At 55.8% G+C, this 16,633-nt stretch carries 16 protein-coding genes; 2 read left to right on the forward strand and 14 right to left on the reverse strand.

The annotated features are described in order from the left end of the window. Positions 1-18: 18 nt before the first annotated feature. The 3 genes from elaB to idnO all read right to left on the reverse strand — a co-directional run bounded on the left by elaB (position 19) and on the right by idnO (position 2,281). Positions 19-330, reverse strand: coding sequence for a stress response protein ElaB (elaB, locus tag E5C26_RS16755; RefSeq protein ID WP_012146001.1), 312 nt, complete (start codon positions 328-330; stop codon positions 19-21). 130 nt (positions 331-460) lie between these two features. Beyond that, positions 461-1,492: an L-idonate 5-dehydrogenase gene (idnD, locus tag E5C26_RS16760; protein WP_167796677.1), complete on the reverse strand. Its 1,032-nt coding sequence runs from the start codon at positions 1,490-1,492 to the stop codon at positions 461-463. Between the two features lie 24 nt (positions 1,493-1,516). After that, entirely contained in the window at positions 1,517-2,281 is a 765-nt protein-coding gene (gene idnO, locus E5C26_RS16765; protein ID WP_135317328.1) for a gluconate 5-dehydrogenase, read from the reverse strand. 267 nt (positions 2,282-2,548) lie between these two features. Between idnO and E5C26_RS16770 the strand changes: the two genes are divergently transcribed. Beyond that, positions 2,549-3,532 (forward strand): LacI family DNA-binding transcriptional regulator, encoded by a 984-nt coding sequence (locus E5C26_RS16770; RefSeq protein WP_135317329.1) that lies wholly within the window; start codon positions 2,549-2,551, stop codon positions 3,530-3,532. Between the two features lies 1 nt (position 3,533). Here the strand turns inward: E5C26_RS16770 and E5C26_RS16775 are convergent, their stop codons facing one another. The 5 genes from E5C26_RS16775 to E5C26_RS16795 all read right to left on the reverse strand — a co-directional run bounded on the left by E5C26_RS16775 (position 3,534) and on the right by E5C26_RS16795 (position 8,991). Beyond that, entirely contained in the window at positions 3,534-4,028 is a 495-nt protein-coding gene (locus E5C26_RS16775; protein ID WP_135317330.1) for a DUF1097 domain-containing protein, read from the reverse strand. A gap of 260 nt (positions 4,029-4,288) precedes the next feature. After that, positions 4,289-5,533 (reverse strand): MFS transporter, encoded by a 1,245-nt coding sequence (locus E5C26_RS16780; protein WP_135317331.1) that lies wholly within the window; start codon positions 5,531-5,533, stop codon positions 4,289-4,291. A 147-nt stretch (positions 5,534-5,680) separates the two neighbouring features. After that, the gene (locus E5C26_RS16785) at positions 5,681-6,544 is read right to left on the reverse strand and encodes a DMT family transporter (RefSeq protein WP_135317332.1); all 864 of its coding nucleotides are present in this window, start codon (positions 6,542-6,544) and stop codon (positions 5,681-5,683) included. A gap of 101 nt (positions 6,545-6,645) precedes the next feature. Beyond that, positions 6,646-7,071, reverse strand: coding sequence for a cupin domain-containing protein (locus tag E5C26_RS16790; protein ID WP_135317333.1), 426 nt, complete (start codon positions 7,069-7,071; stop codon positions 6,646-6,648). Between the two features lie 90 nt (positions 7,072-7,161). Beyond that, positions 7,162-8,991 carry a thiamine pyrophosphate-binding protein gene (locus tag E5C26_RS16795; protein WP_135317334.1) on the reverse strand — a complete coding sequence of 610 codons (1,830 nt, stop codon included), beginning with the start codon at positions 8,989-8,991 and terminating at the stop codon, positions 7,162-7,164. A gap of 336 nt (positions 8,992-9,327) precedes the next feature. On the opposite strand from E5C26_RS16795, the gene E5C26_RS16800 reads away from it, so the two are divergent. Continuing rightward, positions 9,328-10,203 (forward strand): LysR family transcriptional regulator, encoded by an 876-nt coding sequence (locus E5C26_RS16800; protein ID WP_135317335.1) that lies wholly within the window; start codon positions 9,328-9,330, stop codon positions 10,201-10,203. A gap of 79 nt (positions 10,204-10,282) precedes the next feature. Here the strand turns inward: E5C26_RS16800 and nuoN are convergent, their stop codons facing one another. The 6 genes from nuoN to nuoI form a co-directional block, all read right to left on the reverse strand. After that, the gene (nuoN, locus tag E5C26_RS16805) at positions 10,283-11,740 is read right to left on the reverse strand and encodes an NADH-quinone oxidoreductase subunit NuoN (RefSeq protein ID WP_135317336.1); all 1,458 of its coding nucleotides are present in this window, start codon (positions 11,738-11,740) and stop codon (positions 10,283-10,285) included. Between the two features lie 6 nt (positions 11,741-11,746). Further along, the gene (gene nuoM, locus E5C26_RS16810) at positions 11,747-13,276 is read right to left on the reverse strand and encodes an NADH-quinone oxidoreductase subunit M (protein WP_012146012.1); all 1,530 of its coding nucleotides are present in this window, start codon (positions 13,274-13,276) and stop codon (positions 11,747-11,749) included. A gap of 96 nt (positions 13,277-13,372) precedes the next feature. After that, positions 13,373-15,220 carry an NADH-quinone oxidoreductase subunit L gene (gene nuoL / locus E5C26_RS16815; RefSeq protein WP_135317337.1) on the reverse strand — a complete coding sequence of 616 codons (1,848 nt, stop codon included), beginning with the start codon at positions 15,218-15,220 and terminating at the stop codon, positions 13,373-13,375. After that, positions 15,217-15,519 carry an NADH-quinone oxidoreductase subunit NuoK gene (nuoK, locus tag E5C26_RS16820; protein ID WP_012146014.1) on the reverse strand — a complete coding sequence of 101 codons (303 nt, stop codon included), beginning with the start codon at positions 15,517-15,519 and terminating at the stop codon, positions 15,217-15,219. Before nuoK ends, nuoL begins: the two co-directional genes overlap by 4 nt. Next, positions 15,516-16,076, reverse strand: a complete 561-nt coding sequence (gene nuoJ, locus E5C26_RS16825) for an NADH-quinone oxidoreductase subunit J (protein WP_135317338.1) — start codon at positions 16,074-16,076, stop codon at positions 15,516-15,518. Before nuoJ ends, nuoK begins: the two co-directional genes overlap by 4 nt. A 13-nt stretch (positions 16,077-16,089) precedes the next feature. Then, positions 16,090-16,632, reverse strand: coding sequence for an NADH-quinone oxidoreductase subunit NuoI (gene nuoI / locus E5C26_RS16830; protein ID WP_004947256.1), 543 nt, complete (start codon positions 16,630-16,632; stop codon positions 16,090-16,092). Position 16,633: the final 1 nt, after the last annotated feature.

Genomic DNA, 16,633 nt, shown 5'->3' on the forward strand with positions numbered 1-16,633 from the left:
GCCCAACTTCCAGGGAGCTTATTTACGTGACAGCAGCAAGCCCAGCACCAGGCCGACCGTCGCGCCAATACCGACGCTGTGCCATGGGTTTTCGCGCACGTAGCCGTCGGTGCGGCACACCGCGTCCTTGGCCCGCGCATAGTAGGACTCGGTAGTATCAGCCAGCCGCGACTTGACCTCGCTCAATGCCTCTTCGGCATGTGACTTGATGTCGATATAGGCCTGATCGGCGCGATCGCCGGAGTACCTCAACACTTCTTCCAGCGTGTCGCTCAGCATTCTCAGATCGTCATCGAGCGTGGTTTGATCCCTATCCGTATTTCTCGCCATGTTAAGTTCTCCGTGATTAAAAATGATACGGTCCTTAACTATAGACAAGGATCGCCGATCTTCGCCATCAGACTATTGGGTGACTGCTCCCCGCCCGAGGGGGCGAGGGTTTACGGGGCAAATGCTAAAATCAGAACACCAGTTGCACTTTGGCCGCCTGACTCTTGTCACCGGCAAAGGCCAACGCCTGTGCCAATTGCTGGTTATCAAACTCGGCAGACAGCAGCGGCAGTGGATTGACTGTCCCTTCGGCCAACCAGGCCACCGCCAAATCAAATTCTTCAACAAAACGGAACGAACCCAGCAAGTTCAACTCTTTGGCGATCAGTAACATCAACGGGAAATCCGGGAAACTGCCCCCCATCCCGACCTGCACGACAGTACCCCTGGCACGGGTGACTTCCAGACAGCGCTGCAACGACGACGGGTGGCCGGAGACTTCAAAAACGATATCAAAGTACCCCTTTTCCTGCTGATAAACGCTAAAGTCGTCATTACCGGCATGCAGACAACGGGTTGCCCCCATTTTCTGGGCAATATCCAGGCAACGTGGGCTGAGATCGGCACAGACAATTTCGCCGGCACCCAGCGCCTTCAATGCCGCCACCAGCAGGCAGCCAATCGGGCCAACGCCGGAAACAAACACCTTTTTCCCTGTCACTGCGCCGGGCTGCTTCGCCGCATGTATCGCCACCGCCAGTGGTTCGGCAAACACCATCACCTTTTCATCACGATCGGCGTCAAAGGCAATACACTGCGCGCTATCGACCACCTTGTACTGGGTGAAGGCACCGTCAACATGCGGGAAATACATCGCGCTACCGAAGAAACGCATCTGGGTACACTGGTTTTGCTGGCTTGCCAGACAATACTTGCACTGGCCGCAGGGTTTACTGGGGTTTAACGCCACTTTCTGCCCCACAGGCAATCGGGCAGTATCACTGGCCACCACTTCACCGATCACCTCATGGCCGAGCACCATCGGCTGGCGCACCTGGAAACTGCCAACTTTGCCTTCCTGGTAATAATGCAGGTCGGAACCGCAGATGCCGCCACGGGTGATTTTCACCAGTGTACCGATCCCCTGATAATCCACTTCCTGCTCCACCACCGCCACGTCATATTTGCCGTTCACTACGCAGGATTGGGTTTGAATTTTCATCATGATTTTCTCCTGAGCAGGTGGCTATACCGCAGCGGACATGCCGCCATCGACAAACAACAGTTGACCATTAACAAAATCGGAGGCTTGGGACGACAGGAACACCGCCGCGCCAATCAGCTCTTGCGGGTCGCCCCAGCGGGCGGCCGGGGTGCGCTTGGTCAGCCAGGCGGTAAACTCCGGATTGTCCGCCAGCACCTGAGTCATTTCGGTTTTGAAATAGCCCGGCGCGATGCCATTGACCTGAATGTTGTAACGCGCCAGCTCAACGCACATGCCCCGTGTCAGCATTTTTACCGCGCCCTTGGAGGCGGCATACGGGGTAATAGTGTCGCGGCCCAGCTCGCTTTGCATCGAACCAATATTGATAATTTTGCCGCTTTGGCGTTGTACCATATGGCGAGCTACGGTTTGCGACACTATAAATACCGCCTTCTGGTTAACGGCGATAATGTCATCCCAGTCTTTTTCCGGGAACTCGGTAAAGGGGTGACGCCGCTGGATCCCGGCGTTATTGATCAGCACGTCAATACCGCCGCTTTCCGCCTCAATCCGTTCAATGGCGGCATGGATAGCCTGTGAGTCGGTGACGTCAAAAGCCGCAGCATCGGCGCGGAAACCTTCGCGCCGCAGTGTTTCAACAGCACGCTGTGCATTCTCCTGGGTGGTCGCATTAACCAGAATATGGGCGCCATACTGTGCCAACCCACGGGCCAGCAGAAAACCAATGCCCCGAGAAGCGCCGGTAATCAGTATTTTTTTGTTATCCAGTGAAAATAAGTTGTTCATAACGTTCCCCGGCGATGTCATTTGGATAGGACTGACGCCTATCTCAGCGGATCATCGCCGGTAAAAACGTGATAAAGATCACTTAAAATCGTGTTACTAAAAGCTGTTACCTTTAACGTGAAGCCACGCATTCCAGTACAATCAATAATTAATTCATTTCATTGAAAAATAGGAACTTTATACTTTATGACGTCGATTGTTATCACCAGATCGATTTGTTAACATGGCAGAATTCGCGATCTCTTCGCCCCCTGTTAAGGCCCATGAATGAAGAACCAACGCGTCACGCTGCAGGACATTGCACTGCTCGCCGGTGTGACCAAAATGACCGTCAGCCGCTATCTGCGCACGCCGGACAAGGTGGCGGCCGAAACCGCGGCGAAAATTGCCCAGGTGATGAAAGAAGTTAACTTCACCGACAGCGATGAGGCACGCTCATCCCAAAAGCCGCGTATTGGCGTGCTGATCCCCTCTTTCAACAACCAGATTTTTGCCGATCTGTTGGCCGGTATCGAATCCATCGCGCTGGAGAACGGCTATCAAACTCTGGTGGTTAACTATGACTACAGCCGGCAACGGGAAGAAGAACACATTATCCAACTGCTGGCCTACCCGATCGCCGGGTTGATCCTCACCGATTCCGAGCACACCCTGCGGGCGGAAAAATATCTGGCAGCGGCCAAAATCCCGGTGGCGCAGGTGATGGATCTTGAAGGGCCCGAGGGGCGGATCGCCGTGGGGTTTGATAACTATCAGGCGGGTTTTGACATGACCGAAGCGTTGCTCGCCAGCGGTAAACGCCAGGTGGTTTACTTTGGTGCCATGTCCGACGCACGCGACACCAAACGTTTCCAGGGCTATTGCCGGGCGATGGAAAATCAGGGGCTGACACCACGGCAAATCACGCCGCATCGGGTCTCGTCGGTCTCGGTCGGCTCCGACATGCTGGCGATGGCGCGGCAGCTCTACCCCGATTTGGACGGCATCTTGTGCACCAATGACGATCTGGCGGTGGGCGTGTTACAGGCGTGTCTGCGGCTCGGCTTGAAGGTGCCACAGGACATTGCCCTGTCGGGTTTTCACGGTCTGGATATTGGCAAGGCCACCACGCCGGGCATCGCCAGCGTGATCACCCCAAGGTTTGATATGGGCAAAGTCGCCACAGAGATTTTACTCAAACGGATTAAAGGGGTGCCGTGCATCGAGCGCGTTGACCTGCACTACCGCATTTCACTCGGCGGCACCATTTAAATCAGCGGTTAACATGCTCGGTAACAGCGCCCGTTTGTTTGGGTTTCTCATTGCGTGCCGCCAGCCAAAGACCGCTGTTTTTCATCGCGTAGCCGAACACCAATCCCACCACCAGGGACAAGGTCACCAGCGGCCAGTCGCCGCCACCGGCGAAGGTGGCACAGGCGCCAATAAAGGTGCCGGGCACAAACCCCAACCACTGCTGTTTCGCCTGAATGCACATCAGGAAAGCCACGGCGCCGGTCAGCAGGTAACCGAGGATGCTCAAGCCTGGGGCCAACTCGCTGCCGTGAATAATCACCATTGCCCAAAATACCCCGCTGCCGCAGGTTAGCGTGCTTATCAACAACCCTTTCAACCCACCCTGCGGGCAAGCAAAATAGGCCGTACAGCCGAGGAAACCCGCCCAGCTAATCAGCCCCAGGCTGACGGCCACCCAGCCCCAAACGCCGGAGAGGATCCCGGTTGTCACAGCAATGGCAAAGATAACGTTCATAAACCGACCCGCAGCAGAGAAAGCGCGCAGTTTACTCGAAAATCGGCATTTTTATGTGATGAATTTCACATAAAATATGTAATGAGAAACGTGAAAATTACATTAATGTGGAATTTGTCACAAAAAAAACCAGCGTGGCAAGCACGCTGGAAATGACACACAACAACACCAGGGAAATCGGCTCGCCACATTGCGCAGCGAGAACATATTTATTTCAAGTTTCAGTCAGCAAGACCTCAGCTTAAAAGAGCAAGAATATTTCAGCGCGGGAAGCCCGCACGGGTCACCATAAAGCTCAAAATCAAGCACACCACGGCACTGACCATAAATAACAGGTTGACCGCCAGATGCAGGCTGGCATGGTCGATCACTACCCCCAACAGGATAGGTACCCAGTTGGCAATATAAGCAATAACATAAAACAACGAAATCAGTCTTGCATGGCTAGCCTTCGGCGAAATCAGGTTCACCAACGTGGCGCTACCGACAAAAATTGCCCCGTAGGCGTACCCTGCAATCACCATACCGGCACTGGCCAGAGCCAACGAGTGAATTTGAATCGCTTCGGCGAACACCACTACCGACAACGCCTGCGCCAGACAGCCAAACATCAGCGAATGACGGGCATTAACGCGACGACTCAGGATTTGGCTGATACCGGCAATAACCAGGTAAACTGCAATCACGTAACCATAAACGCCGCGGCTATGCATGCCCAACAGCTTTTCCGACACGCTCGGGCCAATCGCCAAAATGCTGGCGGCCACCGCCCAACAGATAAACAATGCCCCGGCACACAGGTAGAACTTGCCACCCGTCGCACGCAGGCCGTCAGCCAATGAACTTTTTTCCGCTGCGCCATCAACCGTCGTCGTCCCGCTTAACGGCGCGACCACAACTTCAACCGGCCATTTCAGCATCACGCCCAGCGCGGCCACTGCCGCCACCGCCATAATGATAATGAACGGCAGTGACGTGGTATGGAACCCGGTTTGCAGCGCCACACCGCTGAAAATCGGCCCCAACGCCAGACCGGTGGTAAACGACAGCGTGGCAATCAGCGCCGCATTTTTACCGCCGTCTTTCGGCCCAAAGCGTACCAGCGCAATATTGGCCGCACCGGTTAATGCCCCGGTGCCGATCCCGGCCAGCAAACGCGCCATAAACATCATCAGAAACGAATCGGCCATCGAGAACAGCAAAGCCCCGGCCAGCACCACCAGCAACGCCGGTACAATCATGCTGCGCAAGTCTTTGACCTTGCCGGCCATGTTGCCCACGCCGAACAATGAGATCAGTACGCCGGCGGCATAGGCGCCATAAATGACCGTCAGGCTGACCGAGCTTAACGCCAACTCATGTTGATAAAGCGGATAAAGCGGCGTCGGCGCACTGCTGTTGAGCAGTGCAGACATTAATGCCAGCGCTAAAAACAGCAGAATGGCAAAATGCGACGTGCCCGAATTCGCTTTAGCCGCTTCATCAACAGCCACACCTTCAGACATTTTTCTCTCCCGAAACAATCTGGATAAACGCTAGCCCTGAAACCAAACACATCAGGAAACGCGGTTATCATACCTTTCGGGTATAACCGTCAAAATAGCCAAGAATGCATCATAGTGATTCATTAATGCATTCTGTTGAATGCAAAATTACACGGCCTCAGCCTTGGCGACCTTCGCAGGAGCGCGTTTCAAAATAGCCAGCGCGCCGGAAAGAATAATCAGCGCCATGCCGCCCGCGGCAATATAAGACAGTTTCTCGCCAAACAGCAGATAACCGAGCAGCGTGGAGAAAATGATGGTGCTGTAGGACAGAATGCTGACTATCACCGCATTGCCGCTGCCATAGGCACGGGTCATGGTGATTTGCCCCAGGCTGCCGAATACGCCGATGGCGCAGACGCACAGTATCATCGCGCTATCAAGCGTAGTGAACCCCACCACCGTGGTCATCACAGCGCCTACCAACGTACCCACCAGCGAGAAGTAAAACACCACCCGCAGCTCCGGCTCGCCCGTGCGTACCAGCTTGCCAACGTTAAAATAGGCCAGCGCCGTCAGCAGGCCGGAAAGCAGACCAATCAGCGTGGCGACATATTCACCGTTCGGCGTATCCGGCCGCAGTAACACCAGAATGCCAATAAACCCCAGCAGAACCGAGAACAGCAGCTTGCCAGTCAACTGGCCTTTGGAGGTGACAAAGGCGATCGCCGACTGAAAGATAGGGTTGGTGTAGCCCAGCGTGGTGGCAGTGGCGATCGGCAGATGGATCAGCGAGTAAAAGCCACAGTACATCGCCGCATTGCCGATGGCGGCACGCTTCATATGCAGGCCCAGATGCCGGGTGCGAAAACCGAGGTTTTTAACCTGAATTAACGCGGCGACGATCAGCACGTTAATCACAGAACGGTAAAAAATGATGTCGAAAAAGCCGACCTTGGCCGAAGCCAGTTTGATGCTGGCCCCCATCAGCGCAAAAAAACCGCTGGCGACAACCATCCACAAAGCAACCATGATTTCCTCGGAGTGCCGCCGCAACGGGCGACAAAAATAAAACGGGGCGAATCTATTCGCCCCCACGGCAACAGCACCGCCCCGTGAAAGACGACGGGCGATTATTCGGCAGCTTTCACCGTCAAGGGCTGGTTATCGGCACAGGCGAAGAACACCAGCATTTCGGCCCCCTTATCGCCGGAGACGCCCTGATGCACAATATCTACCGTATCGGTAAAGGAATCGCCCTGTTTAAAGGTGTGCTTCACACCGGTTTTCTTTACCGTCAGCGAAACGCTACCGCCGGTCATATACACCGCGCTGATGCACGGATGGGTATGCCAGGCCAGCACCTTGTTCGGCTCCACGGTAACTTTCAGCATGGTGATCTGCGGGGCACCGGCCGGATAGTGCTGGTACGGCGTCCCCTCCCACGAGGTCTCGGTTTTCAGCAGGGTTTCTTTGGTAATGCCTTCGCCGTGATCGTCAGCGGCCTGTGCATAGCCCTGAAATGCCATCATTAATGCCAGAAGTGTCAGTTTATACATCGTTATCGCTCCATGACTACTGTGAGTAAAATAGAATGGCGTGATACAAAGGATAATAATGACGACTCCCGCAATAACAGGGCTCCGCCCTTACAAGCCTTTGATACGCTGCTCGTATTCTACGATGCTCTCGGCATAGTAGCGATTAGGCGCCACATGATTTCCCACCAACACTTCTATCAGGAACGGGCCTTCGTGCTCAGCCGCCGCGACCAGTGCTTCGTCCAGTTCTTCCAGCGTCGCCGCTTTGGCGGAGGAAACCCCCAGACTGTTGGCGAAGGCCTTCCAGTCGTGGTTTGGCAATGCCGTGTAGTCCGCCGATACCCCACGGTTCTGCAAGGTATCTATGTGCATCGCACCGTGCGCGCAGTTGTTCATCACCACAAAGGTCATTTTGACCTGATAACGGGCGGCGGTCTGGATCTCCATGCCGTGCATCAGCATGCAACCGTCACCGGTGACCACCACGCAGTCGCGGTGCGGTGCTGCCAGCTTGATGCCAATACCGGCACAAATTGCCCAGCCCATAGGTGCCAGGGAGCTTGAGGTATGGTAATCACCGCGCCCGCTGGCCAGCCAATGGTGCGCCATAAAGATACGGTGCGCACCGGAGTCGACCACCACGTTGGTGTCCGGGCCCATCCGGCTGCGAATGCGTTTGATGGCGTCACCGGGATACATATTGGCTTCACCCAGGGCCAGACGCGCCTGCAAATCGGGCTGCTGTTGCTCCAACGGCAGTTGGCGCACCTGTTCAAGCCAGCCATTGCGCAGGCTCTTGATGGCAACCAGATGCGCGTCATCGTCGCTGACCGCATCCAGCAGGTGCCGCAGCGTATCGGTCAGGCTGGAGAAGATTTGCATGTCTGGTTGATAATGCGAACTGACCTTGTCGAAATCCTCATCGATCACCACCAGCGTTTTGGTGCCATGCAGCCGTGAATTCCAGTTCAGGCTGTCGCGCTGGCTGAGGTCACAGCCCAGAACCAGCAGCACATCAACCTCGTCGCCATTGATGGTTTCCACCGCACGGGTGTGACCGGCGAAACCATACAGCCCCAACGCCAGCTCATGCCCTTCGGGAAAAGCGCCCTTGCCGGACAGCGTGGTGGCAACCGGCAAACGGTATTTTTCCGCCAGGCGCAGCAGCAGTGCAGCATCCAACGGATTATTCATGCGGTTGCCCACCAGGCAGGCAACGTTCAGCCCACGCAGCAGATAATCATCCAACACCTGCTCCAGCGCCTGCTGGTCAATCGCCGCTTCACGGCACTGTGGCGTACGCTGTGGGCTGGCTTCATAATTGCCGGCCACCGCTTTTTTTTGCATATCGACCGGCACGCTTAAATAAGCCCGGCCTTTACGCTGGGTGTTCAGGCAGGACAAACCGCGCCGCAGCTCGTGCTGCAACGTAAGATTATTTTTCACTTCTATCGCGGCGGACAGCAGCGGTTTGACGATAGTCAGCTCATCGATACCGCTATTGCTGCCGTCCTGGAAAGCGCCCTGCGCTTCATGATAAGTGGCAATACCGCCGGCCAGATAAAGCACCGGGATTTTATCGGCCTGTGCCGCCGCCATCGCCGGCAGGAAATTCATGGTGCCGGGGCCGGAAATGCCCAGACAAACGCCAAATTTGCGGCTGGCACGGGCGTAGCCGTCGGCCATAAAGCCGCAGGCGGTTTCATGAGCGCCGACGATGCCGCTAATGGCGGAATGTTCAATGGATTTAATCAGTGGGTACACCAGCTTGCCGGGTACCAGGAATATGTGCTGAATGCCGCGTGCTTCAAGACCCTGGATAATCACATCAGCGTTCGTTTGCTCCGCCGCTTTCGTACCGGGCGTGGCAATAACCCTGACACCGTCCGCAGTTGCCAGTGCTACGGGGGTGTATAACTTCTCTGCGTGAGACTCCATTTTTAATGTCCAGTCGTGGTTGGCCAACCTGATTCAGAGTCGATCCCACCAGGCGGTTAGCCAACAGAGACAGGCTCTCATGCGCATCTGCTTTCGCGTTTAAGGTAACATTGGCACAAAACGTGCGCCAGATCACAGCATAAACGTTGATAAGGATAAAGATTGTCGGGTAAAAATAAAGATGCAAAATTGCTTCACGTTAATGCATTTATTCATATCCTGAAACATAATAAATAATTATGATACCAGCCCTGACTTGTCGCCCGAACCTGTGCCCGTAAGGTTGCGCAAGAATAAACACCGACAAGGCCGATAAGCCTGCATAAAGGAAATGGCATGATGAATTGGGATGACGCACGCTTCTTCCTGGCAGTAGCCCGCTGCGGCACTTTACGAAAGGCCGCCAATGAACTACACGTCGACCAGGCCACCGTCGGACGGCGCATTACCGCTTTTGAAGAGAGCCTGGGGTCCAAGCTGTTTATCCGCACGCCGAAATCATTCTCCCTCAGCCCTTTGGGTGAGGAAATGCTGGCGGACGTGATGAATATGGAAAATGCCGTGCAGGCGATTGGCCGCAAAGCCACCAGCGGCGACGACAGCCTGTGCGGTAACGTGCGCATCGCCACCACTGACACCATGGCCGAGGCCTTTGTCATTCCGGCGTTGAAAGCGCTGCGGGAGCAACACCCGCTAATCACCGTCACTATGCTGACCGCGGTGAATATCTCTGATATTTCTTACCGCGGGGCAGATTTAGCGATCCGGGGTGCACGGCCCGAGTCCGATGAGCTGATTATCAAACGTATGGCCACCATCGAAATGGGGCTGTACGCCACGCAGGACTACCTCGATAAACACGGCATGCCGACCAAGGGTGACCATCTGCGCGGTCACGATCTGCTGATGTTCCCACGTGAGTTGGTGCCTCGCCACTGGAACGACTTTTGTGGCGAAGCGCTGATCGACCCCAACGTAGTTTTACAATGCAATTCACAGTTGCTGTTGCGCTCGGCAACGCGTAACGGATTGGGCATCGGCCTGCTGTCCTCCTTCCTGGCGGACAAGGATCCTGATCTGGTACGCATTTTCCCGGAAAACAAAGACTGGGTAGATATCTGGCTGGTGCTACACCCCGATCTGCAGCGTGCCGCGCGGGTACGCGCCGTCGTACAGGCACTGGAAACCTCGTTTCAAAACAATCCCGGTTGATCGTTCCAGTACTACATCACGTCCCCCGCCCCATAAAAAAAGGTCGCCGAAGCGACCTTTTTTACTGCCTTGATGCCAATCAGAACATCGGCTGTGCCATCTGTACCAGCGTAATCAGCGGCTGCGGATAAACACCCAACAGCAACACCAACGCGGCGGAGATCAACACCACCACACCGCCTGCGGTCAACGCCCAGTTGTTCGGGGTATCGCGCTGCAGCGCTTCCGGCGCGCTGAGGAACAGGCTGACGGTCACGCGCAGGTAGTAGTACAAACCGATGGCGCTGCCCAGCACCACTGCGCCGGTCAACCACCACAGGTGAGCACTGACGCCCATCGCGATCACAAAGAACTTACCGATAAAGCCCAGTGTCATCGGGATACCGGCCAGTGACAGCATCATCACCGTCATTACCGCGGACAGAATTGGCTTATGCCAGAACAGACCACGGTAAGAGAACAGTGAATCAGCGTCCGGGCCACGGTACGGGCTGGACATCAGGCTGACTACGCCAAACGCGCCCAGGCTGCTGAACAGGTAACCGGCCAGGTAAACCCCGGCGGTTTCCAACGACAGCTGATGGGTTTGCACCGCAATCAATGCCACCAGCAGATAACCCAGGTGGGCGATCGACGAGTAACCCAGCAGACGCTTGATATTGGTTTGGCTGATGGCCATCAGGTTGCCGAACAAAATTGAGCAGACGGCAATGATTGACAGCACCATACGCAGCGCTTCGTTGTCGGCGGCCGGTGCATACAGGAACAAACGCATCACCACGGCGAAGATCGCAATCTTGCTGGCGGTCGCCAGGAAGGTTGAAACCGGCGCAGGCGCCCCCTGATACACATCCGGTGTCCACAGTTGGAACGGCACCAGCGACAGCTTGAAGCCCAGACCGACAATCATCATGCCCATACCCGCCAGGACCAGCGGCTGGTGCATCATGTTTTCTTGCAGGCTTTTGCCCAGGCCGGCCAGTGACAGGTCACCGGACTCAGCATACAGCAGCGCCATACCGAACAGCAGGAACGACGACGCGGCAGCGGACAGCAACATGTACTTGATGGCCGCTTCCAACGGACGCTTCTGGCGGTAGGCATAGCCCACCAGGCCGAACAGCGGCAGCGAGATCAGTTCAATACCGAGGAACAGCGACGCCAGATGGTTGGCGCTCGCCAGCAGAATGCCACCCATGGTCGCAATCAGCACCAGCAGGTAGAACTCTTCGCGGTTGTCCGGGTAACCGACCAGCCAAGGATAGGCAAAGGTACAGGTCGCCAGACTCGCCAGTATCACCAGCCCGGTATAGAACATCGAGTAGCCATCCACCCGCACCAGCGGGGTGACGTCCATTGGGCCTACCTGGCCAACAAAGTACAGTGAAAGCAGCGCCAGGTTGAGACCGATCACGGTCAGGGTGGCGTTGATAAAGTGGTCGCGTCGCCACGCAATGCCTAGCATCACAACCACCACCGTCAATCCGACGATCAACAGTGGTAACAATGCGATCAGTTGTTGAGGAGTTATTGTCATGGCGAATTACGGCCTTGTTGTTGAAATTGCTGAAACTGACGAACCAAACCAGTGTTGCACGTTGCTCATCGCCGCATTGGAAGTATCCAGAATCGGCTGCGGGTAAACCCCCAGCAGAACCAGCAACACCACCAGCAGCAGAATGATAAACAGCTCACGCGCGGTCATGCCCGGTAACGGTTGGTCAGACTTGGCTTTGCCGTAATAGGCGCGCTGCATCATGATCAACGAATAAACCGAAGCAAACACCAGACCGAAGGTAGAAATCACGGTGATCACCGGCACAACCTGATAGCTGCCGAACAGGATCATGAATTCACCGACGAAGTTACCGGTACCCGGCATCCCCAGGGTCGCCACTGCGAAGAACAACGACAGCGCAGGGATGTATTTGATACGTCCCCACAGGCCGCCCATTTCACGCATGTCACGGGTATGCAGACGTTCGTACAGCTGGCCACAGATGATGAACATACCGGCCGCAGACAGACCGTGTGCAATCATCTGGATCACCGCGCCCTGGTAAGCCAGTTGGCTGCCGGTGTAGATGGCAATCAGCACGAAGCCCATATGGGAAACCGAGGTATAAGCAATCAGACGCTTGATATCAGTCTGCGCAAACGCCATCCAGGCGCCGTAGAAGATACCGACCACGCCCAGCCACATGGCGATTGGCGCAAACTCGTGCGACGCTTCCGGGAACAGCGGCAGGCTGAAACGCAACATGCCGTAGGCCGCCGTCTTCAGCAAGATCCCCGCCAGGTCAACAGAACCTGCGGTTGGTGCCTGGCTATGCGCATCAGGCAACCAGCCATGCAATGGCACCACCGGCATTTTCACCGCAAAGGCGATGAAGAAGCCCAGCATCAACAGGTATTGCACGTTATGGGACATTGGCGTCTGCAGCAGATCTTCGTAATCGAAGGTCCACACGCCGGTCGCGTTATAGTGCACGAACACCAGGCCCATAATGGCAATCAACATCACCAGACCACTGGCCTGGGTATAGATGAAGAACTTGGTGGCCGCAGTAATACGGGTTTTCCCGTCCGACGCCTTGTGACCCCAGAGTGCAATCAGGAAGTACATCGGCACCAACATCATTTCCCAGAAGAAGAAGAACAGGAACATGTCGATGGCGAGGAACACGCCGATTACCCCACCCAGGATCCACAGCAGGTTCAGGTGGAAGAAGCCCTGGTATTTCTGGATTTCACGCCAGGAACAGAGAATAGCCAGCACGCCCAGCAGGCCGGTCAGCACCACCATCAGCAGTGACAGACCGTCCAGCGCCAGGTGGATGGAAATCCCAAAGCGAGGGATCCACGGCAGCAGGAATTCAGACTGCCACTGCGGAATGCCTTTCGGCGTAGTCAATGTGTAGCCACCCTGCATCCACAGATACAGAGAAAGCGCCAATGTCAGCCCCATTGCGATCAACGCAATCCAGCGCGGCACCTTAGTACCGAAGCGCTCAAACTGCCAGCACAGCAGACCGCCAATAAAGGGGATAAGAATTAGCCAAGGTAATAGCATGGCGTTTTGTGTCCCTTATACGAATAATTTCAAACTTTGTACGTAGCGCCCTGCAGGGCGCTACGCCCGAAAAATGCGTCTGTTTAAATTATTCAATTAAACCAGAATCAACAGAGCCAATACGACCACTGCACCCACACCCATAGACGCTATATACCAACGCACCTGACCGTTCTCGCTCACTGTCAGACCTCGGTTCCCCCAGCGGGAGAAGATGGCCGGCAGGTTCATCATCGAGTTCAGCGGATCACGTTGCAGCAACTTCGCAATACCCAGGTACGGCTTGACGAAGACTTTGTCGTACAGCCAGTCGAAGCCCCAGGCATGGAACCACCAGGTCGAGAAGAAACGCCCCGGTGCGCTATTGGCAATGCGGGTCACCAGGCTACGTTTGCCCAGCCACAGCGCCGCCGCCAGCAGGATGCCGACAATAGCCACTACGCCGGAGGTAATCTCCAGTTGCAGCACGCTACCGTGCGCCAGCTCGGTGGTATCTGGCAGTACGCCCTGCAATGGCGGAACGATCATCGCGCCAACGAAGGTGGACAGCACCAACAGCACCAACAGCGGCAGGTGGTGAGTGATGCCTTTACCGGCATGCGCTTTGATTTTCTCTTCGCCATGGAACACGATGAAAATCATACGGAAGGTGTACAGCGAGGTCATGAATGCACCGACCAGACCGGCAATCATCAGGTTGATGTGACCGTTGGCCATCGCACCGGCCAGGATCTCATCCTTACTGAAGAAGCCTGCGGTGATCAGCGGCAGTGCCGACAGCGCAGCGCCACCCACCAGGAAGCAGACGTAAACCAGCGGGATACTCTTGCGCAGGCCGCCCATCTTGAAGATGTTCTGCTCGTGATGGCAGGCCAGGATCACCGAACCGGAGGAGAGGAACAGCAGCGCCTTGAAGAACGCATGGGTCATCAGGTGGAAGATAGCAGCATCCCACGCCTGCACGCCCAACGCCAGGAACATGTAACCAATCTGGCTCATGGTGGAGTAGGCAAGCACGCGCTTGATATCGGTCTGCACCAGCGCGGCAAAGCCGGCCAGCACCAGGGTCACTGCCCCGATAATGCCCACCAGATGCAGCACTTCCGGCGCCATCAGGAACAGGCCGTGAGTACGGGCAATCAGGTAAACGCCCGCGGTTACCATGGTTGCAGCGTGGATCAGTGCTGAAACCGGGGTTGGACCCGCCATCGCATCTGCCAGCCAGGTCTGCAACGGCAACTGCGCCGATTTACCGACCGCACCACCCAGCAACATCAACGTAGCCCAGGTGATCGCCGTATCGCCAATCGCCAGTTTTTGCGGTGCCAGGATCATCAGTTCGCGGATGTTCAGCGTGCCCAGCTCGTTGTAGAGGATGAACAGCGCAAATGCCAGGAACACGTCACCGACGCGAGTCACGATGAAGGCTTTCATCGCCGCCGCACCGTTGGCCGGATCCTTGTAATAGAAGCCGATCAACAGGTAGCTGCACAGGCCCACGCCTTCCCAACCCAGGTACAGCAGCAACAGGTTGTCTGCCAGTACCAATACCACCATGCTGGCGATAAACAGGTTGGTGTAAGCGAAGAAGCGGGAGTAGCCCTCTTCACCGCGCATGTACCAGGAAGCGAACATGTGGATGAAGAAGCCCACGCCGGTCACCACTGACAGCATGGTCAGCGACAGGCCGTCCAGCGTCAGGGTCACACCGATATTGAAATTACCGACGCTCATCCAGTTCCACAGGCTTTGCTCAAACAGCTGCACGCCAGTGGCTTTCTGGGCGAAGAAATCCATACCCACATGGACCGTGACCAGAGCAGCCAGGCCGATAGAGCCTACGCCGACGATTGCCGAGGTGTTCTCAGACCAGCGGCCTCGGGAGAAGGCCAACAGCAGGAACCCGATCAGCGGTAGCAGAATAGTTAAATATAATAGGTTCATCCGCGCATCTCACTGACAGTATCAATATTCAGGGTATGACGACGACGGTAAAGCTGCAGCAGCAATGCCAGACCAATACTGGCCTCGGCGGCTGCCAGGCTGATCGCCAGGATATACATCACCTGCCCGTCCGGTTGGCCCCAATAGCTGCCCGCCACGATAAACGCCAGTGCCGCGGCGTTGATCATCACTTCCAGACTGATCAGCATAAACAGCAGATTGCGACGCACCAGCAACCCGGTCAGACCCAGGACGAACAGAATTGCCGCCAGGATCAGGCCATGTTGAAGAGGGATCATGCTTGCTCCTCCGATTTTCTTCTCGCCATTTCGCTACTGGCCGGGGCGTTGCTCAACACCTCACCCGGTTTGTGCTCACGACCAATGTGGAAGGCAACAACCAGACCTGCCAACAGCAGCATTGAAGCCAGCTCAACCGCCAGAACGTAAGGACCAAACAGGCTGATCCCCACCGCTTTAGCGTCAACCATCTCACCGCTGATGCCCTGATCGGACACGCTGCGGATAGCGAAAATCAGCACCACCAACAGCGCCAGCGACAAGATGCCAGGGCCGATCCACACCGACGGTTTGAGCCAATCGCGCTCTTGTTGCTGCACCGCGTTGCCGAGGTTCAACATCATCACCACGAACACGAACAGCACCATGATGGCACCGGCGTAGACGATGATTTCCAATGCCGCGGCGAAGTAGGCACCGAGTGAGAAAAAGACTGCAGAGATCGCCAGTAACGAGACGATCAGATACAGCAACGCATGCACAGGATTGGTATGCGAGATCACGCGAATTGTCGCGATCACCGCAATAAAACCTGCCAGATAAAAGGCAATTTCCATGCTTGCTGGCTCCTTAAGGCAACAGACCTTTGACGTCGATCGGTTTGGCTTCGTTTTCGGCTTCGCCCTTGGCTTTGCCGTCAATCGCCATACCGGCCATCCGGTAGAAGTTATATTCCGGATATTTACCCGGCCCCGAGATCAACAGATCTTCTTTTTCGTACACCAGATCCTGGCGCTTGAATTCACCCATTTCGAAATCCGGCGTCAGCTGGATGGCGGTAGTTGGGCAAGCTTCTTCGCACAGGCCGCAGAAAATGCAGCGCGAGAAGTTGATGCGGAAAAACTCCGGATACCAACGGCCATCTTTCTGTTCTGCTTTTTGCAGCGAGATACAGCCCACCGGGCAGGCAACCGCACACAGGTTACAAGCCACGCAGCGCTCTTCGCCGTCCGGATCGCGCGTCAGCACGATGCGGCCACGGTAGCGCGGAGGCAGGTAAACCGGTTCTTCCGGATACATCTGGGTTTCGCGCTTGGCGAAGGCATGCAGGCCTATCATCCAAATGCTGCGCACCTGGGTGCCGAAACCAACCAATAACTCTTTCAATGTCATG

Source organism: Serratia proteamaculans, from assembly GCF_004684015.1.
Taxonomy (GTDB): domain Bacteria; phylum Pseudomonadota; class Gammaproteobacteria; order Enterobacterales; family Enterobacteriaceae; genus Serratia; species Serratia proteamaculans_F.